This window comes from Nocardioides sp. NPDC059952, from assembly GCF_042730435.1.
Classification (GTDB): domain Bacteria; phylum Actinomycetota; class Actinomycetes; order Propionibacteriales; family Nocardioidaceae; genus Nocardioides.
In genome coordinates this window covers 1-21378 of sequence record NZ_JBHWLY010000095.1, presented here as the reverse complement: position 1 = coordinate 21378, position 21378 = coordinate 1, and the positions used below count along the sequence as shown (strand labels likewise).

Here is a 21378-nt window from a genome sequence, read left to right as displayed (position 1 = left end):
GACCAACACAGTCCCATCGAGCGCCGATGGGACTGTGTTGGTCTCGACACGCTCGCTGGCGCTCGCGGCTCGACCAGCGGGGTTGTCAGCTGAGGCCGGTGAGCTTGCCGGCGATGCCGCCGGCGGCCTTGAGGGCGACGCCCTCCTCGAAGTTCCGGGTGACCTGGGGGACGTGCTTCTCGGCCTCGGCGATGGCGCTGGTGAGCACCTCGGAGGCCGGGGTGTCGGGCCACAGGTAGAGCGAGAGGGCGCCGGGGATGGAGTTGACCTCGTTGATGAAGACCTCGCCCTTGCCGTCGGAGAGGAAGTCGATGCGGAGGATGCCGGTCAGGCCGGTGAGCTCCACGACGCGTACGGCGAGGTCCTTGATCTGCTTGGTGATCGACTCCTCGACCTGGGCCGGGAACTCGCGCGGGGACGAGGAGAGACCGTCGGTGTGGACGTACTTGGCGGAGTAGTCGTACATCTTCGCCTCGTCCGAGCGCAGCGGGCGCTCGACGTCGCTCACGGCGATCTCGGGCGCGGTGCGCACCGAGGCGTTGAGGTCGAAGAGGTCAGGACGGTACGGCTCGACGACCGCGCCGGCACGCAGGTGCGGCGAGGTGTTGAGGAGCGCGAGGCCGGTCTCGTAGTCGTCGACGACCTCGATGCCGATCGAGGAGCCACCGAAGCGCGGCTTGACGATGTAGGGGCCCTCGAAGGACGGGGCGGCGTAGCGCGAGAGCAGCTCACGCTGCAGCGACGGGAGGCCGGCGTTGAGCATGACCGCGCCGAAGGCGAGCTTGTCCATGCCGAGCGCGGCGGAGGCCGGGGTCGCGCCGGTGGCCTTGAGGCCGGCCAGCTCGAAGAGCCACTGGATGCCGCCGGCCTCGCCCGCGCCGCCGTGGAAGGCGGAGAGGATCGGGCCGGTCTCCAGGCGCTTGCCGCCACCGAAGCCACCGGTGGTGTAGAACCCGTCGCCCTTCTCGGCCCCGAGGCGGAACTCGACGGCCTTGGAGCCCTTCGGCTCGCCACCGAGGAAGTCACGCGCCTCCTGCTTGGCCGGCACCAGGAACCACTTGTCGGAGCGCGCCCAGTAGAGGCACGTCACCTCGACGCCGGCACCGGACAGGACCCGCTCTGCCTGGAGGCCGGTGAGGATGCTGATGTCATGCTCGGCGCTGGGACCGCCGAAGACGATGGTGGCCTTGGTTACGCTCATGGTGAAAGCTCCTGGGGTCCTACGCGTAGTGATCGGGGAGGTCGTTCTCGTACAGCACCACGTCGCCCTCCTTGGCCGCGGTCAGCGCGTGATCCGCTGCCGCCTTGCGGCTCTCGAAGGTGGTGGTTCGCGACGCGTCCCCCGCACGCAGCGCTTTTCTGTTGGTGCGACCGACGATGCACAGCCGCATCTTGTCGGAGGCCGTGGCAGCCTGCGCGAACTCGATGTTGCGCGCGGCCTGCTCGGTGCCCAGCTCGACCATACCGGGCGTGATGGTCCACACCGTGCCCGACTCCCCTGCCAGCCGCTTGGCCTTGGCGAGCGCGGCGGCGGCGCCGGTCGGGTTGGAGTTGAAGGTGTCGTCGACGACCCACACGCCGCCAGGGGTCTTGTTGGCCTCGGCGCGGTGAGGCGTGCCGGGGATCGACGCCAGCCGCTGGGTGATCGTCTCGATCGGGACCTCGACGGCGAGGGCGAGGCCGACGGCGATCGCCACGTTGATCGGGTGGCCGACCTCGTCGGGCAGGCTCACCGCGTACGTCTGGTTGTTGATGGTCAGCTGGCCGTCGGCGACCACGACCTCGGCGGCGGTGCCGGGGATCGCGGAGCAGGCGATGACACGCTTGCTGGCGCGGAGGTTCTCGGCGATGAGGGCGAGCTCGGGTACGTCGATGTTGAGCACCACGATCGAGGCCTTCGGAAGGATCTCCGACTTGGCCTTCACGATCGTCTCGCGCGACTTCATCCGCTCCAGGTGAGCCTCGCCGATCGTGGTGATGGCGGCGACCTCGGGCGGGAAGATCTCGGTCAGCTCGGCGATCTCGCCGGGGCCGTAGGTGCCCATCTCGGCCACGAAGATGTCGGTGCCGGGCTGGAGGCGGTCGTTGACCGCGCGGGAGAGGCCCATCGCGTTGTTGAAGCTCGCCGGGGAGGCCAGCGTCGACCAGCGGCCCTGCATGAGGTGGGTGGCGTAGTTCTTCGTCGAGGTCTTGCCGTAGGAGCCGGTGATCGCGACGATCCTCGGGTTGACCTTCTTGATCGTGGCGGCGGCCTGAACCTGCCACTTCTTCGCCATCGACTTCTCGATCGGCCACATGATCGCCAGCGCCGCCTCGGCCAGCGGCACCGCGAGGATCGGGAGGAGACCGGCGGCCGCCGGGACGACCAGCGCGATCACGACGGTGACGATCGCGTGCAGCACGAAGAGCACACCGGCCAGGCGCTTGACGCGGTCGGTCCACACCAGCCGCTTGGCGCCGCTGAAGCTCATCCCGACCGGCCAGCCGATGAACAGCAGCGCGCCCACGAGCGCCCCGTAGGGCAGCACGAACGAGGCCAGACAGACCACGACGACCGCGCCGAGCAGGATCGCCTCGACCGGACGGGCCTTGATCCAGATCCACTCGATCGCGAACAGCCGCGTCGGCTCGTAGTGCTCACGCTGAGCGACTCGCAGCCAGCGGTAGTAGGAGACCAGGGTCAGCGCGGAGGTGACCAGGACGATCCACATGCTTCTTCTTCAGCCCCTCAGATTCAGTTCGTACGAAGTTCGTCGATGGCGCCTCGGAGGCTCTTGACCAGCCCGGCATCGAGCAGGTGCGCCGAGCCGGACACGATCTCCAGGGTCGCGTTGTCGCCCAGGATCTCCATGGCCTCACCGGGCATCCAGACCGGTGCGGCGGTGTCGTTCTCACCCCAGATCAGGCGGACCGGAAGGTCCTTCGGGATCGCCGCCAGCTGGTCGCCGTAGGACTCGTTGACGACCTTCACGAAGATGTCGCGGATGATGCCCTTGGCGTTGCGGTAGTCGGTCGACCCGTACTTCTCCCGCAGCGCCTCCATCCTGGCCTCGGGGATCAGCCCCTTGGAGTGGAGCCAGCGGCCGACCCGGTAGGCGAGCTTGGGCTTGCCGCCGGTCTTCGGACGGAACAGCGGTACGCCGGTGAGGATCACGCCCCGGACGAGCTCCGGGCGCGTCGCGGCGAGCTGGACGGCCACCCGGCCGCCGAAGCTGTGGCCGACGAGCACCGGTCGGTCGAGACCCTCGAGGATCTGGGCCAGCCATGCGGCGTAGTTCTCGGATCCCCAGACCTCGTCAGGCGCCGGCGTGGCGCCGAATCCGGGCTGGTCGAGCGCGAGCGCGTCCAGGCCCTCGAGCGTCGAGCCCCAGTCGCTCCGGTTGCGCGCCCAGCCGTGCAGGGCCACGACGGTGGCAGCATCCTTGCCGTGCTTCTCACCGAAGGCACGTCCATCCAACAGGGTCGTCAACACGGCCGCAACCTTATCCGGGACCACGCCCTGACCCGTAACCGCGCGGCGCGTGAGGCTCAGTTGTCGGGGGCGCAATAGGGTCGAACACATGGATCACAAGCCCGCCACGATCGCCGTCCACGCCGGGCGGCCGGCCCACGAGCCCGATCAGCCGCTCAACGTACCGATCACCATGGCCTCGACCTATGTGGCGGGCGGCGACAAGGAGTACGGGCGCTACACCAACGACGCGTGGGTGGCGTTCGAGGAGGCGCTCGGGAAGCTGGAGGGCGGGCGGGCACTGTCGTTCGCGTCCGGGCTCGCGGCGATCGCGACGCTGCTCGATCTGGTCAACGACTCCGTGGTCGTGGCCACCGAGCAGAGCTATCTGGGGACCATCGGTCAGCTGGCCGACCTCGAGGGGCGCGGCCGGCTGACCGCACGCCTCGCGGACTTCTCCGACACCGCCGCGGTCGTGAAGCTGCTCGAGAAGCTCGACGGCGAGGTCGCGCTGGTCTGGGTCGAGACGCCGACCAACCCCGGGATGCAGCTCGCCGACCTGCCGGCCGTGATCGCCGCGGCGCACAAGGCCGGGGCACGGGTCGTGGTCGACAACACCTTCGCCACTCCCCTGCTCCAGCAGCCGCTCGCGCTCGGCGCGGACATCGTCATCCACTCGGCCACCAAGTTCATCGCCGGCCACTCCGACGTCGTCATGGGCGCGGTCGTCGTCTCCGACGACACGCTGTGGGACGTGCTCAAGGCCCGTCGCGACCTGCTCGGCGCGATCCCCGGACCGTTCGAGGCATGGCTGGCGCTTCGCGGCCTTCGTACGCTGCACCTGCGCGTCGAGCGCTCCGCTGCCAACGCCGCGACCCTCGCCGAGCGCCTGGCCGCGCACCCGGCGGTCGCGGAGGTCCGCTACCCCGGGTTCGGCGGCATGCTGGCGGCCGTCCTCCCCACCGCGGACCAGGCCGACCTCCTGACCCACTCCACCTCACTGTGGGTCCATGCGACCTCCCTCGGCGGCGTCGAGTCCACCTTCGAGCGCCGTCGGCGCTGGAAGACCGAGTCGTCGACGGTGCCCGAGGGGCTCGTGCGGATGTCGGTCGGGATCGAGGACGTCGACGACCTCTGGGACGACCTCGCCCAGGCGCTGGACCGGCTCGAGAGCTAGTTCTCCGGGCTGACCGGGCTCACCACCAGCGCGGACCCGCCACCGCGCCGCCACGGCTCGGCGGTCGAGGTCAGCAGGCCGTCGGGGCCGATCTCGACCGCGGTGGCCGCGCCGAGCTCGGCGGTCGGGGCGAAGCTGTGCCCCAGCGACGTCAGCGGACCTCCGTAGGCGTCGATGAACGCCGGCTCGGCACCCGTGCTCGCCGCGTTGCGCTGCGAGACCCGCGGCGCCGCCATCGCCTCGGGCAGGGTCCGGTCGCGCGCGTACCGCTCGATGAGGATCTGGAGCACCGTGGTGATGATCGTCGAGCCGCCCGGCGACCCGACCGCCAGCACGGGCCGGCCGTCGGAGAGGACGATCGTGGGTGACATCGAGCTGCGCGGGCGCTTGTTGGGCTCGATCCGGTTGGGATCATCGGCCCGGTAGGTCGTGGAGAAGTCGGTCAGCTCGTTGTTGAGGATGAAGCCGCGGCCGGGCACGGTGATCCCCGATCCTCCGGTCTGCTCGATGGTCAGGGTGTATTCGACGACGTTGCCCCAACGGTCGACCACGGTGAGGTTGGTGGTCTCGAGGTTCTCGGTGTCCCTCGTGGTCTCGCCCGCGCCTGCCGCGCCGTCGCAGACCCCGTCGAAGTCGTACGCGTCCCCGGCCGCCACCGGCTTGGGCCGGGCCGCCGCCGGGTCGATCCCGCAGGCCCGCTCGGCGGCGAAGGTGTCGTCGAGGAGTGCCTCGACGGGTACGTCGACGTGGTCGGGGTCGCCGAGGTAGGCGCCCCGGTCGGCGAAGGCGATCGCGCTCGCCTCGAGCAGGTGGTGGTAGGCCTCGGTGTTGCTCATCCCGGCCAGCTCGTAGCGCTCCAGGATGTTGAGCGCCTCCCCCACCGTGGTGCCTCCCGAGGACGGCGGCGCCATCCCGTAGATGTCCAGGTCCTGGTAGGTCGAGCGGGTCGGCTCGCGGTCGGGGGCGGTGTAGGCGGCGAGGTCCTCGGTGGTCACCCAGCCGGCCGGAACCGGCAGGTCGGTGTCGTCGGTCTTCGGCGGCTCGGCGACCGTCTTGGCGATCTGCGCGGCCAGCGGGCCGCGGTAGAAGGCCTTCACGCCCTTGCGGCCGAGCAGATCGTAGGTGGCGGCGAGGTCGGGGTTGCGGAACCGGCTCCCGACCTCGGGCGCCGATCCTCCGGGAAGAAATAGTTCCGCGGTGGAATCGATCGCTGCGAAACGTTCCGCGTTGTCGACGGTCTGCTGGCGGAACGTCTCGTCGACGACGAACCCCTGACGGGCCAGCCGCGCGGCCGGCGTGAGCGACTGGGCGAGCGAGCGCGTACCCCACTTTCGAAGCGCCTTGTCCCAGGTCAGCGGGGTGCCGGGCACGCCGACCGAGGCACCGCTGGTGACCATGTCCGGGAAGAACGGGTACTCCTTCCCGGTCTCGGGGTCGATGAACGCGTCGTGCGGCATCGCGGCCGGCGAGGTCTCCCGTCCGTCGATCGTCTCGACCTTGCCGGTGCGCGCGGAGTAGTGCACGAAGAAGCCGCCCCCGCCGATCCCGGCCGAGTAGGGCTCGGTGACACCGAGCGCCGCAGCCGCCGCGACCGCCGCGTCGACCGCGTTGCCACCTTTGCGCAGCACCTCGAGCCCGACCCGGCTCGCGTCGGCGTCGACGCTCGCCACCGCGCCGCCGTAGCCCACCGCGGTGGGCACCTTCGGTGGTGGCGCCAGCCGGTCTTCCGGGGCTTCGGCAGCCCCTGCGTACGGGACCAGGGTGGCCAGCGCGAGCGCGCCTCCGGTCAGTGTGGCGACAACTGCAGAGCGGCGTCCGAGCATGGCGATCTCCCAGAGATTGACGGCTCGTCGAACGTACTACTTCGCCGCCGACCTCGAATTACGTTCTGAAATTCCTTAATTAGTAAGGGTTGCTTACAAACAAACTGACTGCCACCATCGAATGGCGATTCGGGCGCCTGGTGCCCGAGCCAGCCATCACCTCGGAGGTGTCACCATGCATGTCGCCTTGCCCCCTCGAAGATCACGCCGGATCCTCGGCGCGCTCATCGGCGCACTCGCCGGAGCGCTCGCCCTCACCGGCACACTCGCCCTCACCAGCACTCCGTCCAGCGCATCGCTGAAGACGGCCGCCGCGGAGCCGACCGCGATCAACGGCTACCGCAACGTCGGCTACTTCGTGCAGTGGGGCGTCTACGGCCGCGCGTTCAAGCTCAAGCAGCTGGAGACGTCCGGGGTCGCGAACGACCTCACCCATCTCAACTACGCCTTCGGCAACATCCACCACCAGACGCTGACCTGCTTCGAGGCCAACAAGGCCCAGGGCGAGGGGCCCAACGGCTCCGACGGCGCCGGTGACGCCTACGCCGACTACGGGATGTCGTACGCCGCGGACGCGTCCGTCTCCGGCACCGCCGACACCTGGGACCAGCCGCTCGCCGGCTCCTTCAACCAGCTCAAGCAGCTCAAGGCGAAGCACCCCGACCTGAAGGTCCTGCTCTCGCTGGGCGGCTGGACCTGGTCCAAGAACTTCTCCCTCGCTGCGGCAACCCCGGAGTCGCGACGCAAGTTCGTCTCCTCCTGCATCGACCTCTACATCAAGGGCAACCTGCCGGTCATCGACGGCCGCGGTGGCACCGGAGCGGCCGCCGGCGTCTTCGACGGCTTCGACATCGACTGGGAGTGGCCGGGCTCGCCCAACGGCAACACCGGCAACCATGTCGACCCGGTCAACGACCGCGCCAACTTCAAGGCGCTCCTGGCCGAGTTCCGCTCCCAGCTGGACGCCGTCGGCTCGACCACGGGCAAGGACTATCAGCTCTCGGCGTTCCTCCCGGCCAACCCGCAAGACATCGAGGCCGGCGGCTGGAACGACCCGGCGATCTTCGACTCCCTCGACTTCGGCAACATCCAGGGCTATGACCTGTGGGGTGCCTGGGACCCGACGCTGACCGGACACCAGGGCAACCTCTACCCCGATCCCGCCGACCCCCGCCCCGACGGCAAGCGGTTCAGCGTGGACGAGTCGGTCAGCGAGTACCTCGACGCCGGCGTCTCACCGGCCCAGCTCGGCCTGGGCATGGCGGCGTACGGCCGCGGCTGGCAGGGGGCCAGCTCGGCCGACGCGTGGGGTCCGGCGACCGCCGCGGCACCAGGGACGTACGAGGCGGGCAACGAGGACTACGACAAGCTCAAGACCCGCGGCACCGACCACTACGACGCCGCGGTCGGCGCCGCGTGGCGCTACGACGGCAACCAGTGGTGGAGCTACGACAACACCCGGACGATCGCCCAGAAGGCTTCCTACGCCATCTCCAAGCGCCTCGGCGGAGGCATGTGGTGGGAGCTGTCCGGTGACCGCCAGGGCGAGCTGATCGGCACGTTCGCCGACGCCATGCGCAACGGCACCGGCGGCCCGGTCGAGGAGCCGGACCCGACCGACCCGCCGACCGAGGAGCCCACGGACCCGCCCACCGATCCTCCGACCGACCCGCCGACCGGGGCCGACGCGTGGTCGGCGACGACGGTGTACGTCGCCGGTGACCGCGCCACCTACGGCGGTCACCTGTGGGAGGCCAAGTGGTGGACGCAGGGCAACACCCCCGGCACCGAGGAGTGGGGCCCCTGGAAGGATCTCGGCACTGCCTGACAAGTGAGACGAAATGAGGACGACCCCGGAGCATTCGCTCCGGGGTCGTTCCGCGTCCAGGGGTCCTACTCGGTCTCCGCCTTCGTCGGCCGCTCGAGCATCTCGTCCATGATCTCGCTGACGGTCTTGGCGCCGGAGACGACGTCGTCGACGTACTGAGCCAGCGGCACGTCGACACCGACCTTCGCGGCCAGCTCGCGCAGCGAGTGAGACGACTTGGCGCCCTCGGCGACCTGGTGGCTGGAGGCGAGGATGTCGGCGGTGGTCATGCCCTTGCCGAGCTTCTCCCCGAACGTGCGGTTGCGGGAGAGCGGCGAGGAGCAGGTCGCGGCCAGGTCACCGAGGCCCGCCAGACCCATGAGGGTCATCGGGTTGGCGCCGAGCTGCATCGCCAGCCGCGCGGTCTCGGCCAGGCCACGGGTGATCAGTGACGCCTGGGTGTTGTCGCCGAACCCCATCCCGGCGGCCATGCCGGTGGAGATCGCTACCACGTTCTTGTAGGCCCCGCCGATCTCGCAGCCGACCACGTCGGTCGAGGTGTAGGGACGGAACGCGGGCGAGTGCACACGCGCCTGGATCGTCTTGGCGACCTCCTCGTCGGCGCACGCCACCACACCGGCGGCGGGCTCGCGACGGATGATCTCCTTGGACAGGTTGGGGCCGCTGACCACCGCGATCCGCTCCGGTCCCGCCCCGGTGACGTGGGCGATCACCTCGCTCATCCGCTCGAGGGTGCCGAGCTCGACACCCTTCATCAGCGAGACCAGCGGTACGTCCTGGGGCAGGAACGGCGCCCAGTCGGTGAGGTTGGCGCGCAGCGTCTGCGACGGCGCCGCGAGGACGACCAGATCGGCGCCGTGTGCGGCCTTCTCGATGTCGTGGGTGGCGCTGATGTTGCGCGGCAGCTCGGTGCCCGGGTGGTAGTCGGGGTTCTCGTGGGTGTCGTTGATCGCCGCGGCGACCTCCTCACGTCGCGCCCACATGGTCACGTCGTTGCCCGCGTCGGCGAGGATGACCGAGAACGCGGTGCCCCACGAGCCCGCTCCGAAAACCGCTACCTTGCCACCCTGGCGCTCGCTCAATTGTCGTCCTTCTTCTTCGTCTTGCGGGGGTCGCCGGTCGCATTCACGCCAGCCTTCTTCGGGTCGAAGAGCTCGCTGGGCGGCTCCTCCTCCCGGATGTCGGCCACCAGGCCGACGATCGCCTTCATGATCCGGTCGGTCGCCTCGTTGACGACCTTCGGCGTGTGTTCCTGGACCTCGAGATCCTTCAGCTCCACCGGGTCGCCGATCTTCATCTGGATCATCTTGCGACCGATCAGGTGCGGCCTGAGAGAGTACGCCGGGAGCAGTTCCTGGGCTCCCCACTGTCCCACCGGGTAGACCGGGGCACCGGTCGCGAGCGCGATCCGCGCCGCACCGGACTTGCCGCGCATCGGCCAGCCGGTCGGGTCCTTGGTGATGGACCCCTCGACGTAGACGACCACGATGCTGCCCTCGTTGACGGCCTTCACGGCCGCGTCGAACGCAGACGCGCCGGCCGTCCTGTCCACGGGGATCTGTCGGGCGGCCCGCAGGAACTTGCCCAGCGGACCCTTGAACAACGCGGCCTTGGCCAGATAGCTCGGCCTACGTCCGTAGTCCCACACGATGTGCGCGGCGGTGAACGGGTCGATCTCGGAGACGTGGTTGAGCGCGAACACCGCTCCCCCGCTCTCCGGGATCTTCTCGCCGCCGACCCACTGGTGCTTGGTGGTGGCGAGAAGGACAGGCTTCACGATGCCAACAGCCACGATCCACGGCCAGCCGAGCTTGCCCTCCTGGAACTTCCGGTACTTTCCCACGCAGGGCAGGCTACCGGGCCGTCTCCGCGTGGTTGTGAGATACCTGTCAGGATCTACCTCGATGCCTGTACCTGCACCCGGTTACGTCGTACTGCTGCCCGTCAAGCCTCCGGCGCGCGGCAAGTCCCGGCTGGTCGGAATCGAGTCGCACGAACGGGCCGATCTCGCCCGGTCGTTCGCCCTCGACACCGCCGAGGCGTGCCTGGCCGCCTCCGGCGTCGGCGCGGTGCTGGTGATCACCGACGACTCCTACTTCGCCGCCGACGTCGCCCGTCTCGGCGCTGCCGTCATCCCCGACGGGGTCAGCGGGGACCTCAACGAGACCCTCGTGCAAGGAGCGCTCGAAGCCCGGCGACGCTGGCCGGGGCTCCGCCCCGCCGCCCTGTGCGGGGACCTGCCCGCTCTCCGCTCCGCCGACCTCGACGCGGCGCTGAGCGCCGCGGACGGTATCGGGGCTGCGTACGTCGAGGACGCGGCCGGCGGCGGCACCACGCTCTACACCGCGTCCCACGATCGGTTCCGGCCCGCGTTCGGGCCGGGGTCCGCCGCCGCCCATCGCGACGGCGGCGCCCATCCGCTGGAGGGCGACCTCCACTCGCTGCGCCACGACGTCGACACTCTCGAGGACCTCGAGACCGTACGCAGCCTGGGGCTCGGGCCGCGTACGACTCTCGCGTCAGTGCGCGTCGGGAGTCCCGGCTAGGAGTCGGCGGACGGCGTCTCGGGCGGCGTGGCCGGGCTGGTCGATGTCCCGCTCGCGGGAGCCTTCTTCGCCGCCGGAGCCTTCTTGGCCGTCGTCTTCTTCGCCGCGGTCTTCTTCGCGGTCGTCTTCTTGGCCGTCGTCTTCTTGGCCGTCGTCTTCTTCGCGGTCGTCTTCTTCGCGGGGGTCTTCTTCGCCGCGGTCGTCGCCGGGGCGGCCGCGGCGGCGGACTCCGGGGCGGCCGCGCCTGCGGCGGCATTCGTCGTCGCCGGGGCCTTCTTCGCCGTCGTCTTCTTGGCCGTGGTCTTCTTCGCCGCGGTGGTCTTCTTCGCCGCCGGAGCCTTCTTCGCCGCGGTCGTCTTCGTCGCGGTGCTCTTGTTGGCCGTGGTCTTCTTGGCGGCGGTCTTCTTCGCCGGCTCGGGCTTCTCGACCGGCGTCGTCTCGACCGGGGTCGCCTCGACCGTGTCGCCGGTCGGCTCGGGCTTCACGACCGGCTCGGGGGCCGGCTTGACGGGCCGCTCCACGACCGGCTCGGCGGCCTTGGCCGGCGCCTTGCGCCCTGGCCGCGGAACCTTGACCTTCGGGACGGCGGGGACCTTGAGCTTGCCGGACACCACGTCGGCGACCAGCTTCCCGGCCGTCTCCCGCACCGTGCCGACTAGTCTTCCGGCCTGTTTGCCTGCATCAGCTACTCGTTTTCTCACCACGCGATCGACCTTAGGCCATCTCCGGGACTTCCGAACATACCAACGGCATGTGAAAACGGACTGTTCACCTGATCTCTCCTGATTCCGGCGCCTCGACGTGGTTACCGTGGAGAGACTCGGGGCACGTCCGCAGCATTGCTTCGACATCGCAGCCAACGGGTGCCAGGACGAGGAAGGTACGACCATCACCGACGTGCACATCGACGAGGAGCAGCCCGCCGTGGCGCTCGAGGAGCCGCAGACCACGGTGAGACGCAGCCGCGCCGGGATCGTGTTCTCGGCCTGTATCGTCCTCGCCCTGATCGCCTCCGTGGCCTGGCTGGCCGTCCACACGACCCGGCTTGCCGAGGGGCGCACCGGCGCCAACGTCCCTACGCCCGCTCCGCCCGCCCCGACGGTCCGCAACAGCGAGCCGGCGATCCCGGCGACGTACGCGGACCTGCCCGTCGGCCCCGCGACGACCCTGCCCTTCGTCGACCAGGCCGGCCGGCTCCAGCTCGGCGCGAAGCCGCAGAAGGTCTTCGGCTCCCGGATGAGCGTGGCCGCGTGGACGGTGCTGATGTACGAGCGCGCAGACAAGCCCGGTCCGGTGTGGATCGCTCGGCGCGGGTCGACCATCCAGGTCCCCGGCCTGTGGACCCAGCCGGTCCTGAGCAAGGACGGCAACCAGCTCTTCGCGCTCCAGCAGACCGGCGACGCCACCTCCGCGCTCGTCGCCGTGGACACCACGACGGGCGAGGAGACCGACCGGCTCACGCTCGAGGGCGCTCCTGCCGCCACCGCGGTGCTGGGCACCGACCGCACCCGCGCCTACTTCCGCACCGGCATCGTGCCCGCCCCGCCTGCGGCGCCCGGCAACTACGGCGAGCTCACCGTCTCCCGGCCGCCGGTGACCGCCTGGGATCCGGGCGAGGCCACCCAGCGGATCTCGCTGCCGCTCGGCTACCAGCAGCTGATCCCGCTGCGCCGCGGCGTACTCCTCCACAACCCCGGCGAGTGGGAGGCCCGCTTCGCCGCCATCGAGGCCGACGGCAGCCTCACCCAGCCCGGCGTCCACGCACCGCTGCCCGGATCGGTCGCCGACTCCCCCGACGGCTCGATCGTCGCCATCGCCCGCAACCCCAGCGATCCCGGGATGATCAGCTACGGCGCCGAGCGCGGCATCGCGGTCAACATGAGCACCTCCGAGCACATCGACCTGCGCGTGCCCGACTCCATCGAGAAGGTCCGCGTCGCCGGCTTCGAGTCCGACCGCAGCGTCGTCCTCTATACCGCCACCACCACCGACTCCTGGTACCTCCGCTGCTGGGTCGACACCGGCTCCTGCGACCGCGTCACCGGCTCCTCCCGAGCCGCCGACGGCCGCCAGATCCGCCTCCCCTGACCCGCCGAAGCGTCACCAGCGTCGGCCGAAAACGCACTTGTGGGCGACGAGAGGAACTCTCGTCGCCCACAAGTGACGTCTCGACCGACCTACCTGACGTCTCGGCCGACGTAGCTGACGCCTCGGGTGTGCTCAGGCGTGCAGGGTGACCGGCTTGAAGGAAGGCCGGGTGCTCTCGTACGCGGCGATGTCGTCATCGTGGGAGAGCGTGATGCCGATGTCGTCGAGGCCCTCGAGGAGGCGCCAGCGGGTGTAGTCGTCGATGTCGAAGGAGTCCTCGATGGCGTCGACGCCCTCGCCCGCGCGGACGGTGCGAGACTCGAGGTCGACCGTGATCTGGGCACCGGGGTTGTCGTCGAGGTAGTCCCACAGCTTCTGGACGACCTTCTCGTCGACCTTCGCCGCGAGCAGGCCGGCCTTGCCGGAGTTGCCGCGGAAGATGTCGCCGAAGCGGCTCGAGATGACGACGCGGAAGCCGTAGTCCATCAGCGCCCAGACGGCGTGCTCACGCGAGGAGCCGGTGCCGAAGTCGGGGCCGGCGACCAGGACGGAGGCCCCGGCGTACGCCTCGTTGTTGAGCACGAAGGTCGGGTCGTTGCGCCAGGCCGCGAAGAGGCCGTCCTCGAAGCCGGTGCGGGTGACCCGCTTGAGGTAGACCGCGGGGATGATCTGGTCGGTGTCGACGTTGCTGCGGCGCAGGGGTACGCCGGCGCCGGTGTGGGTGGTGAACTTGTCCATGATTCTCAGGCCTCCACGAGAGTCAGGTCGGCGGGCGAGGAGAGGGTGCCGCGTACGGCGGTGGCGGCGGCCACCTCCGGCGAGACCAGGTGGGTGCGACCGCCCTTGCCCTGGCGACCCTCGAAGTTGCGGTTGGAGGTGGAGGCCGAGCGCTCGCCGGGGGCGAGGGTGTCGGGGTTCATGCCCAGGCACATCGAGCAGCCCGCGCCGCGCCACTCGGCGCCGGCGTCGAGGAAGATCTTGTGCAGGCCCTCCTCCTCGGCCTGGAGACGCACCTTGGCCGAGCCGGGGACGACCAGGAAGCGGGTGCCCTCGGCGACGTGGTGGCCCTGGATGATGTCGGCGGCCGTACGCAGGTCCTCCATGCGCCCGTTGGTGCAGGAGCCGAGGAAGACGGTGTCGATGTGCACCTCGCGCATCGGGGTGCCGGCCTCGAGACCCATGTAGGTCAGCGCCTTCTCGGCGGCGATCTTGGCGTCGGCGTCCTCGAAGTCGTCGGGGCTCGGGACGGCGGCGCCCAGCGGGACCCCCTGGCCCGGGTTGGTGCCCCAGGTGACGAACGGGGTGACCTCGGCGGCGTCGAGGACGATCTCCTTGTCGAAGACCGCGTCCTCGTCGGTGACCAGGGACGTCCAGTGCGCGACGGCCTGGTCCCAGTCGGCGCCCTTCGGGGCCTCGGGCTTGTCCTTGATGTAGGCGAAGGTGGTCTCGTCGGGGGCGATCATGCCCGCCTTGGCACCCCACTCGATCGACATGTTGCAGATCGTCATCCGGGCCTCCATGGAGAGCTCACGGATGGCCTCGCCGCGGTATTCCACGATGTAGCCCTGGCCACCGCCGGTGCCGGTCTGAGAGATCAGCGTCAGGATCAGGTCCTTGGCGCTGACGCCCTCGGGCAGGGTGCCGTTGACGGTGACAGCCATGGTCTTGGGCTTGTCCTGCATCAGCGTCTGGGTCGCCAGCACGTGCTCGACCTCGGAGGTGCCGATGCCGAACGCGATCGCGCCGAATGCGCCGTGCGTGGAGGTGTGCGAGTCACCGCAGACGATGGTCATGCCCGGCTGGGTGAGCCCCAGCTGCGGGCCGACGACGTGCACGATCCCCTGCTCGGCGTCGCCGAGCGGGTGAAGACGTACGCCGAACTCCTCGGCGTTCTTGCGCAGCGTCTCGACCTGGGTCCGGCTGACCGGGTCGGCGATCGGCTTGTCCCAGTCGAGAGTCGGGACGTTGTGGTCCTCGGTGGCGATGGTGAGGTCGGGGCGGCGCACCCTACGGTTGGAGAGGCGCAGGCCCTCGAAGGCCTGCGGACTCGTCACCTCGTGGATGAGGTGAAGGTCGATGTAGAGGAGATCGGGCTCTCCCGCGGTCGACCGGACGACATGCTCGTCCCACACCTTCTCCGACAAGGTCCTGCCCATGACACTTCTCCATCTGGCATCTTTGGTCTGTAGTGGCCGGTGGCGGGTTATGCGCGCTGAGGTCGCAATGTCAGATCCGCCACTTCCATTCTGCTTCTCCGAGCCTAACGTTGCATCTCAGGTTCTGAGAAGTTAGTCTTGCGATATGGACAGTTCCAGCGGTGTGGGCGTGCTCGACAAGGCCGCCCTTGTGCTCACAGCTCTCGAATCCGGCCCGGCGACTCTGGCTGGCCTGGTGGCCGGGACGGGTCTCGCCCGTCCGACCGCGCACCGTCTGGCGGTCGCCCTCGAGCACCACCGTCTGGTCGCCCGCGACATGCAGGGCCGTTTCGTCCTCGGTCCGCGCCTGGCCGAGCTCTCCGCCGCTGCCGGCGAGGACCGGCTGCTGGCCACCGCCGGGCCCGTCCTGGCGCGTCTGCGCGACATCACCGGCGAGTCGGCGCAGCTGTGGCGGCGCCAGGGCGACTTCCGTGTCTGCGTCGCCGCCGCCGAGCGCCCCTCCGGCCTGCGCGACACCATCCCCGTCGGCTCGCAGCTGACGATGCGCGCCGGGTCGGCCGCTCAAATACTGATTGCGTGGGAGGACCCCGAGCGCCTCCACCGTGGCCTGCAGAACGCCGCCTTCTCCGCCGCCGCCCTCTCCGGCATCCGCCGCCGCGGCTGGGCGCAGTCGATCGGCGAGCGCGAGGCCGGTGTCGCCTCGGTGTCGGCCCCCGTCCGCTCCCCCGGCGGCAAGGTCATCGCCGCCGTCTCCGTCTCCGGCCCCCTCGAGCGCCTCACCCGCCAGCCCGGCAAGATGCACGCTCCCGCCGTCCTCGCCGCCGCCGACCGACTCTCGGAGTCGCTGCGGCGGGCGGCTGCCGAGTAGCGGCGCGCCGGATGCTCACCGAGGTAACTCGGTGAGCGCGCACCTCCTTCGCGGAGTTCCACGAGGGCAGTGTCACCCGACCGAGTTACCTCGGTGAGCATTCAGTCGCAGATCTCCCGAACCGCCTCACGCACGGCCCTGAAGTCCTCGGCCCGCGTCTGATCCTCGGACAACCCGACGATCACCGCCACCTGGTAGTCCTCGAAGAGCCGGGGCCGGGCATCCTCGAGGTCGCCGGCCACCAGCACGACGACCCCGGCCGCGGTGCTCTCGGCGAACCGCACCGACCAGGTCGGCTGCTGGAGCCCGCCGACACGTTCGATCGTGTCCTTCGCCTCGTCGCTCGACACGTCCTGGTCGCATCTCACCTGGCCGTTGACCAGCAGCTCGTGCTCCCCCATGCTCTGGCCCATGCTCCGGCTCTCACCGGTCGCGGGCTTCACGGGCTCCGCAGGCGAACCCGGCCCCGCAGGTTCCGCGACGCCCTCCCCGCACCCGGCGAGGGCGGCCGCCAGCGCCACGGCCACCACCGACGTACGCCACATCTGCGGTCTCGGCATCAGAAGAGCGCACCGCTCTCCAGGCCCAGCAGCGTCGTCTTGCGGTCCAGGCCACCGGCGTAGCCGGTCAGGGAGCCGTCCGCACCGACGACACGGTGACAGGGGATGACGATCGGGATCGGGTTCTTGCCGTTGGCGAGCCCGACGGCGCGCGCGCCATGGCCGGTCAGCGAGAGGCGGCCGGCGATCTGGCCGTAGGAGCAGGTCGTGCCGTACTCGATCTGCTGCAGCTGCTCCCAGACCCGCGCCTGGAAGGCGGTGCCGGAGGGCGCCAGCGGAAGGTCGAAGGTGGTCCGGTCACCGGCGAAGTACTCGGCGAGCTGCCGGCCACACTCCAGCAGCAGCGGTTCCGAGTCGGACCGGTCCCCGAGCACCCGGCCGTTGGCGTAGTCGGCCGGCATGAAGTCGATCGCGGTGATCGCGCCGTCGTGCGCGACCAGCCGGAGCTCGCCGACGGGCGAGTCGATGATGGTCCACATCAGAGTTCCTCCAAGGCAGTCAGTGAAGTCCACAGGTAGAGCAGGGCGTACGAGCGCCACGGCCGCCACCCGGCGACGTCCGCCGCGGGCGCACCGAGCACTTCCAGCGCTCGTCTGATGCCGACATCGGTCGGCAGGAAGACATCGGGATGGCCGAGCGCGCGCAGCGCGACGTAGTCGGCGGTCCAGGGACCGACGCCGGGCAGGCCGAGCAGCTGCTCGTGCACGACGTCACGGTCGGTGCCGCGGTCCAGCTGGAGCTCGCCGGAGGCGAGCGCCGCCGCCAGACCGGTGACCGCACGCCCACGCGAGCGCGGCATAGGCATGCCGGCCGGGTCGGCGGCGGCGAGGGCGTCCGCGGACGGGAACAGATGGGTGAGTCCGTCGATGTCGGTCGCGATCGGTCGGCCGTGCTCGGCGACGATCCCCGCCAGCACGGTGCGCGCACCGGCGACCGAGACCTGCTGCCCCACGATCGTACGCAGCGCCAGCTCGCCCCCGTCGACGGTGCCCGGCACCCGGAGCCCTGGCAGCGCCAGGGCCAGCGGGCCGATCACCTCGTCCCCGACGAAGACGTCGCCGACCGCGCGCGGGTCGCAGTCGGCGTCGAGCAGCCGGCGGGCACGCTCGACGGCTGCGGTGGTGTCGCGCAGGTCGGCGAGCTTGAAGGTCGCGTGGACGAAGCCGGTCTCTCCCTCAGGGATGTCGGCGAGCTCGAGACGCAGCGTGCCCGGCCCGTTGGGCAGGTCGAGGGTGCGGGCGAACCATCGCCGCCCGTCGTCGACCCCGGCGACCTCGACGCCCGGCACCATGTGGTCGCGCAGGAACACATGCAGCGCTCGGCCGGCGAACGGCGTGCGGACGGCGAGTCGCAGCGCGATCGTCCCGTCGGCTCGGCGCCGCGAGCCGCGGCGGCCGCGGAGCTCGGTCGGCGAGGCCGCATAGACCTCGCGGACGGTGTCGTTGAACTGACGTACGCTCGAGAAGCCGGCCGCGAAGGCGATGTCCGCGAAGCCGAGCTCGGTGGTCTCCACCAGCGTCCGGGCGGTCTGCGCGCGGCGCGCCCTGGCCAGCGCCAAGGGACCGGCGCCGAGCTCGGTGGTCAGCAGCCGGGTGAGGTGGCGTGGCGAGTAGCCGACCCGACGCGCCAGCCCCTCGACGCCTTCCCTGTCGACGACGCCGTCGGCGATCAGCCGCATCGCGCGCCCGGCCAGGGTCGCGGCCACGTCCCACTCCGGGCTGCCCGGGGTGGCATCGGGACGGCAGCGCTTGCAGGCCCGGTAGCCGGCGGCCTGAGCGGCCGCGGCGGTCCGGTGGAAGGAGACGTTCACCAGCGCCGGGGTCCGCGCCGGGCACGAGGGCCGGCAGTAGATCCCGGTCGAGGCGACCGCCGTGTAGAAGATGCCGTCGAAGCGCCGGTCGCGCGAACGAACAGCGCGGTAGCACGATTCGAAGTCGAGTCCGTTCACGCTCGTCGTCCCATCCATGTCCACCATGTTGCCGCGTTCGGAACGAAATTACGCGCGGTTTTCGGACAGTGCCTTCCTCATGGTTTCACAATGCCGTTACCTGAAGCAGCAACCTCTCGGCTCACTGGCGCGTAGAACCTGTGTGGGCTGCACACGCAGACGGTCTGCTCAGGCGGACGGTGAGGGAGGGTGATGGGGACCAAAGCGAGGTCGGGGACACGTACGGTCGTGCTCACCGTCGTGGTCACGATGCTGTTCCTGGCGGTCGGCACCGGGATCGGCACCTGGGCGTTCTACGACCACCTCAACCGCAACCTCGGCTCCGGGGGCGACATCAACCACCTCCTCGACGAGCCGCAGGAGGCGGACGAGGGCCCCAAGCAGCCGCTCAACATCTTGATCCTCGGCACCGACGCACGTGACTGCGACGGCTGCTCGATCGACGGCGAGGGTGGCTCCGGCGGCTCCGACAGCACGATCCTGCTGCACGTCTCCGCCGACCGGACCTCGGCCTACGGGGTCTCGATCCCCCGCGACGCGCTCGTCGACCGGCCGGAGTGCACCGCCGCGGACGGCACCACGATCCCCGAGGCGAGCGGCGTGATGTGGAACGAGGCGTACTCCCTGGGCGGCCCGATCTGCACCGCCCGCCAGACCGAGCTGCTCACCGGGATCCCGATCGACCACTACCTCGCGCTCGACTTCGCCGGCTTCCGCGGCATGGTCGACGCCGTCGGCGGTGTCACCATCTGCATTCCGGAGGCGATCGACGACGAGGAGCACAACATCTTCCTGCCCGCCGGCACCCACAACCTGCGCGGCAAGCAAGCCCTCGACTACGTACGCAACCGCTCCTCCACCCCCAACGCCGACCTCGGCCGGATGCGGCGTCAGCAGTACTTCCTCACCGCCCTGGCCACGAAGGTCCTCTCCGCCGGCACGCTGACCCGCCCGCAGCGCCTGGCCACGTTCGCCACCGAGCTGTCCAAGTCGATCACCACGGACATCGGCTTCGTGGCCGGCCTGGTCGATCTGGCCGCCGAGATGCGCGACCTCGATCCCTCGAGCATCGAGTTCGAGACCGTGCCCAACCGGGCCTACCCCGCCGGCGACCCCAACTGGGGCCGTCTCGAGATCCTGCCGGAGGCCGACGAGCTGTGGCAGCGGATGCTCGAGGACCGTCCGCTGCACGAGGCCACGGCCTCCGCCGCCCCTTCGCCGACGGCCCCCGCCACACCGGGAGATCCCGAGGTCAGCGCCTCACCGGAAGAGGTGCCGGCCGACTCCGTGAGCCCGGAGGACCAGGAGAAGGACGCCGCCGACAACGGCCTGTGCGCACCCGCGTGAATGTGATGTGATCCACTCTGGTCATGACCAACACCACGGTTCCCGTCGGGGTCGGCGCGCTCACCTTCGATCAGGTGGTCGCCGTCGCCCGTCACAACACCCTCATCACCCTGACCGACGAGTCGCTGACCGCGATGGCCACGAGCCGCGAGCTCATCGAGTCCCTGGCTCATGACACCCGTCCCCACTACGGCATCTCGACCGGTTTCGGCGCTCTGGCCAACACCTCGATCCCGCCCGAGCACCGCGCGCAGCTGCAGGCCTCGCTGGTCCGTTCGCACGCGGCCTCCTCGGGCGCGGAGATCGAGAAGGAGGTCGTACGCGGCCTCATGCTGCTGCGCCTATCGACCCTCGCCACGGGGCGGACGGGCGTGCGCCCCGAGGTCGCCCAGACCTACGCGGCGCTCCTGAACGCCCAGATCACCCCGGTGATCGGTGAGTACGGCTCGCTCGGCTGCTCCGGCGACCTGGCCCCGCTGGCCCACTGCGCGCTCGCGGCGATGGGTGAGGGCGAGGTACGCGACGCCGACGGCGACCTCGTTCCCGCGGCCGACGCGCTGGCGGCCGCCGGGATCGACCCGGTGCGGCTGCGCGAGAAGGAGGGGCTGGCGCTGATCAACGGCACCGACGGGATGCTGGCGATGCTGGTCCTGGCGCTCGCCGACCTGGACGACCTGGTGGCCACCGCCGACATCGCCGGAGCGCTCAGCATCGAGGGGCTCCAGGGCACCGACAGCGTGTTCGCCTCCGATCTGCAGGAGCTGCGTCCGCACCCCGGCCAGGCGACCTCGGCCGCCAACATCCGCGCCGTCCTCGCGGGCAGCGGCATCGTCGCCGACCACCGCGGCACCGGGTTCACCCGGGTGCAGGACGCCTACTCGCTGCGCTGCGCGCCCCAGGTCCACGGCGCGGTGCGCGACACCATGGCCCACGCGGCGCGGGTGGCCGAGGTCGAGCTCGCCAGCGCGGTCGACAACCCGGTGGTCACCCTCGACGGCCGGGTCGAGTCCAACGGCAACTTCCACGGCGCACCGGTCGGCTACGTACTCGACTTCCTGGCCATCGCCACCGCGGACCTCGCCTCCATCTCGGAGCGCCGCACCGACCGCTTCCTCGACAAGTCGCGCAACCACGGGCTGCCGCCGTTCCTCGCCCACGACCCTGGGGTCGACTCCGGGCACATGATCGCGCAGTACACGCAGGCCGGGATCGTCTCCGACCTCAAGCGGCTCGCCGTCCCGGCGAGCGTCGACTCCATCCCCACCTCCGCGATGCAGGAGGACCACGTCTCGATGGGCTGGAACGCCGCCCGCAAGCTGCGCCGCGCGATCTCCGGGGCTCGGCAGGTCATCGCCATCGAGATCCTCACCGCCGCCCGCGCGATCGACATGCGCGCGCCCGAGCGTCCCGGCGCCGTCGGCGCCGCGCTGGTCTCGCAGGTCCGCGAGCTGGTCCCGCCGCCGGGCCCGGACCGGTTCCTGGCGCCCGACATCAGGGCGGTCGTCGGCCTCGTCGCCACCGGCGCGCTCCTGGACAAGGCGCGCACGCTCGCCGACATCCGCTGACCGCGGCGGCGCCATTTTCCC

19 protein-coding genes are annotated in these 21378 nt (G+C 70.4%); 7 read left to right on the top strand and 12 right to left on the bottom strand.

Annotated features, from left to right (window positions below; all coding sequences use genetic code 11):
* Positions 1-85: 85 nt before the first annotated feature.
* From ACFV9G_RS27285 to ACFV9G_RS27275, 3 genes are read right to left on the bottom strand one after another with little or no spacing between them, the layout of a single operon-like run.
* Positions 86-1201, bottom strand: coding sequence for a hypothetical protein (locus ACFV9G_RS27285; RefSeq protein ID WP_378732031.1), 1116 nt, complete (start codon positions 1199-1201; stop codon positions 86-88).
* 19 nt (positions 1202-1220) lie between these two features.
* Positions 1221-2711, bottom strand: coding sequence for a Mur ligase family protein (locus ACFV9G_RS27280; protein ID WP_378732029.1), 1491 nt, complete (start codon positions 2709-2711; stop codon positions 1221-1223).
* A gap of 23 nt (positions 2712-2734) precedes the next feature.
* Entirely contained in the window at positions 2735-3472 is a 738-nt protein-coding gene (locus ACFV9G_RS27275) for an alpha/beta fold hydrolase (RefSeq protein WP_378732027.1), read from the bottom strand.
* 88 nt (positions 3473-3560) lie between these two features.
* Here ACFV9G_RS27275 and ACFV9G_RS27270 point away from each other — a divergent pair, with 88 nt between their 5' ends.
* Positions 3561-4628: a trans-sulfuration enzyme family protein gene (locus ACFV9G_RS27270; protein ID WP_378732025.1), complete on the top strand. Its 1068-nt coding sequence runs from the start codon at positions 3561-3563 to the stop codon at positions 4626-4628.
* Here ACFV9G_RS27270 and ggt read toward each other — a convergent pair.
* Entirely contained in the window at positions 4625-6451 is a 1827-nt protein-coding gene (gene ggt, locus ACFV9G_RS27265; RefSeq protein ID WP_378732023.1) for a gamma-glutamyltransferase, read from the bottom strand. The two genes, ACFV9G_RS27270 and ggt, sit on opposite strands and share 4 nt — an antisense overlap.
* Positions 6452-6626: 175 nt before the next feature.
* Between ggt and ACFV9G_RS27260 the strand changes: the two genes are divergently transcribed.
* Positions 6627-8279: a glycosyl hydrolase family 18 protein gene (locus ACFV9G_RS27260; protein WP_378732021.1), complete on the top strand. Its 1653-nt coding sequence runs from the start codon at positions 6627-6629 to the stop codon at positions 8277-8279.
* 65 nt (positions 8280-8344) lie between these two features.
* Here ACFV9G_RS27260 and ACFV9G_RS27255 read toward each other — a convergent pair whose 3' ends face one another.
* Together ACFV9G_RS27255 and ACFV9G_RS27250 are read right to left on the bottom strand one after the other, a co-directional pair.
* A complete protein-coding gene (locus ACFV9G_RS27255) occupies positions 8345-9361 on the bottom strand; it encodes an NAD(P)H-dependent glycerol-3-phosphate dehydrogenase (RefSeq protein WP_378732019.1) in 1017 nt (338 codons plus the stop codon).
* On the bottom strand, positions 9358-10122 hold the full coding sequence (locus ACFV9G_RS27250; protein WP_378732017.1) for a lysophospholipid acyltransferase family protein: 765 nt from the start codon (positions 10120-10122) through the stop codon (positions 9358-9360). The genes ACFV9G_RS27255 and ACFV9G_RS27250 overlap by 4 nt, the downstream gene beginning before the upstream one ends.
* 61 nt (positions 10123-10183) lie before the next feature.
* On the opposite strand from ACFV9G_RS27250, the gene cofC reads away from it, so the two are divergent.
* On the top strand, positions 10184-10825 hold the full coding sequence (gene cofC, locus ACFV9G_RS27245; RefSeq protein WP_378732015.1) for a 2-phospho-L-lactate guanylyltransferase: 642 nt from the start codon (positions 10184-10186) through the stop codon (positions 10823-10825).
* Here the strand turns inward: cofC and ACFV9G_RS27240 are convergent.
* Entirely contained in the window at positions 10822-11472 is a 651-nt protein-coding gene (locus ACFV9G_RS27240) for a hypothetical protein (protein ID WP_378732013.1), read from the bottom strand. The genes cofC and ACFV9G_RS27240 overlap by 4 nt on opposite strands.
* Before the next feature lie 163 nt (positions 11473-11635).
* Between ACFV9G_RS27240 and ACFV9G_RS27235 the strand changes: the two genes are divergently transcribed.
* The gene (locus tag ACFV9G_RS27235) at positions 11636-12913 is read left to right on the top strand and encodes a hypothetical protein (RefSeq protein WP_378732011.1); all 1278 of its coding nucleotides are present in this window, start codon (positions 11636-11638) and stop codon (positions 12911-12913) included.
* Positions 12914-13045: 132 nt separating this feature from the next.
* On the opposite strand, the gene leuD is transcribed toward ACFV9G_RS27235, so the two are convergent.
* Together leuD and leuC are read right to left on the bottom strand one after the other, a co-directional pair.
* Positions 13046-13651, bottom strand: a complete 606-nt coding sequence (gene leuD / locus ACFV9G_RS27230) for a 3-isopropylmalate dehydratase small subunit (RefSeq protein ID WP_378732009.1) — start codon at positions 13649-13651, stop codon at positions 13046-13048.
* Positions 13652-13656: 5 nt separating this feature from the next.
* Complete coding sequence (gene leuC / locus ACFV9G_RS27225; RefSeq protein WP_378732007.1) at positions 13657-15069, bottom strand: 3-isopropylmalate dehydratase large subunit; 1413 nt, start codon at positions 15067-15069, stop codon at positions 13657-13659.
* A 145-nt stretch (positions 15070-15214) separates the two neighbouring features.
* Between leuC and ACFV9G_RS27220 the strand changes: the two genes are divergently transcribed.
* The gene (locus ACFV9G_RS27220; RefSeq protein ID WP_008358359.1) at positions 15215-15937 is read left to right on the top strand and encodes an IclR family transcriptional regulator; all 723 of its coding nucleotides are present in this window, start codon (positions 15215-15217) and stop codon (positions 15935-15937) included.
* 101 nt (positions 15938-16038) lie between these two features.
* Here ACFV9G_RS27220 and ACFV9G_RS27215 read toward each other — a convergent pair whose 3' ends face one another.
* Genes ACFV9G_RS27215 through ACFV9G_RS27205 form a run of 3 tightly spaced genes read right to left on the bottom strand, consistent with a single transcriptional unit; the run spans position 16039 to position 18463 of the window.
* The gene (locus ACFV9G_RS27215) at positions 16039-16497 is read right to left on the bottom strand and encodes a hypothetical protein (RefSeq protein ID WP_378732005.1); all 459 of its coding nucleotides are present in this window, start codon (positions 16495-16497) and stop codon (positions 16039-16041) included.
* The gene (locus tag ACFV9G_RS27210; protein ID WP_378732003.1) at positions 16497-16976 is read right to left on the bottom strand and encodes a methylated-DNA--[protein]-cysteine S-methyltransferase; all 480 of its coding nucleotides are present in this window, start codon (positions 16974-16976) and stop codon (positions 16497-16499) included. The genes ACFV9G_RS27215 and ACFV9G_RS27210 overlap by 1 nt, the downstream gene beginning before the upstream one ends.
* Positions 16976-18463: a DNA-3-methyladenine glycosylase 2 family protein gene (locus ACFV9G_RS27205; RefSeq protein ID WP_378732001.1), complete on the bottom strand. Its 1488-nt coding sequence runs from the start codon at positions 18461-18463 to the stop codon at positions 16976-16978. Before ACFV9G_RS27205 ends, ACFV9G_RS27210 begins: the two co-directional genes overlap by 1 nt.
* 174 nt (positions 18464-18637) lie before the next feature.
* Here ACFV9G_RS27205 and ACFV9G_RS27200 point away from each other — a divergent pair, with 174 nt between their 5' ends.
* On the top strand, positions 18638-19792 hold the full coding sequence (locus ACFV9G_RS27200; RefSeq protein WP_378731998.1) for an LCP family protein: 1155 nt from the start codon (positions 18638-18640) through the stop codon (positions 19790-19792).
* A gap of 17 nt (positions 19793-19809) precedes the next feature.
* Positions 19810-21357, top strand: coding sequence for a histidine ammonia-lyase (gene hutH / locus ACFV9G_RS27195; protein ID WP_378732033.1), 1548 nt, complete (start codon positions 19810-19812; stop codon positions 21355-21357).
* The last annotated feature ends 21 nt before the right edge of the window (positions 21358-21378 follow it).

What these genes read in the sequence shown, in the direction of transcription:
- ACFV9G_RS27285 (WP_378732031.1), bottom strand. Translation starts at nt 1,201, where the DNA reads ATGAGCGTAACCAAGGCCACCATCGTCTTCGGCGGTCCCAGCGCCGAG.
- ACFV9G_RS27280 (WP_378732029.1), bottom strand. Translation starts at nt 2,711, where the DNA reads ATGTGGATCGTCCTGGTCACCTCCGCGCTGACCCTGGTCTCCTACTAC.
- ACFV9G_RS27270 (WP_378732025.1), top strand. Translation starts at nt 3,561, where the DNA reads ATGGATCACAAGCCCGCCACGATCGCCGTCCACGCCGGGCGGCCGGCC.
- ggt (WP_378732023.1), bottom strand. Translation starts at nt 6,451, where the DNA reads ATGCTCGGACGCCGCTCTGCAGTTGTCGCCACACTGACCGGAGGCGCG.
- ACFV9G_RS27260 (WP_378732021.1), top strand. Translation starts at nt 6,627, where the DNA reads ATGCATGTCGCCTTGCCCCCTCGAAGATCACGCCGGATCCTCGGCGCG.
- cofC (WP_378732015.1), top strand. Translation starts at nt 10,184, where the DNA reads ATGCCTGTACCTGCACCCGGTTACGTCGTACTGCTGCCCGTCAAGCCT.
- leuD (WP_378732009.1), bottom strand. Translation starts at nt 13,651, where the DNA reads ATGGACAAGTTCACCACCCACACCGGCGCCGGCGTACCCCTGCGCCGC.
- leuC (WP_378732007.1), bottom strand. Translation starts at nt 15,069, where the DNA reads ATGGGCAGGACCTTGTCGGAGAAGGTGTGGGACGAGCATGTCGTCCGG.
- ACFV9G_RS27220 (WP_008358359.1), top strand. Translation starts at nt 15,215, where the DNA reads ATGGACAGTTCCAGCGGTGTGGGCGTGCTCGACAAGGCCGCCCTTGTG.
- ACFV9G_RS27215 (WP_378732005.1), bottom strand. Translation starts at nt 16,497, where the DNA reads ATGCCGAGACCGCAGATGTGGCGTACGTCGGTGGTGGCCGTGGCGCTG.
- ACFV9G_RS27210 (WP_378732003.1), bottom strand. Translation starts at nt 16,976, where the DNA reads ATGTGGACCATCATCGACTCGCCCGTCGGCGAGCTCCGGCTGGTCGCG.
- ACFV9G_RS27205 (WP_378732001.1), bottom strand. Translation starts at nt 18,463, where the DNA reads ATGGATGGGACGACGAGCGTGAACGGACTCGACTTCGAATCGTGCTAC.
- ACFV9G_RS27200 (WP_378731998.1), top strand. Translation starts at nt 18,638, where the DNA reads ATGGGGACCAAAGCGAGGTCGGGGACACGTACGGTCGTGCTCACCGTC.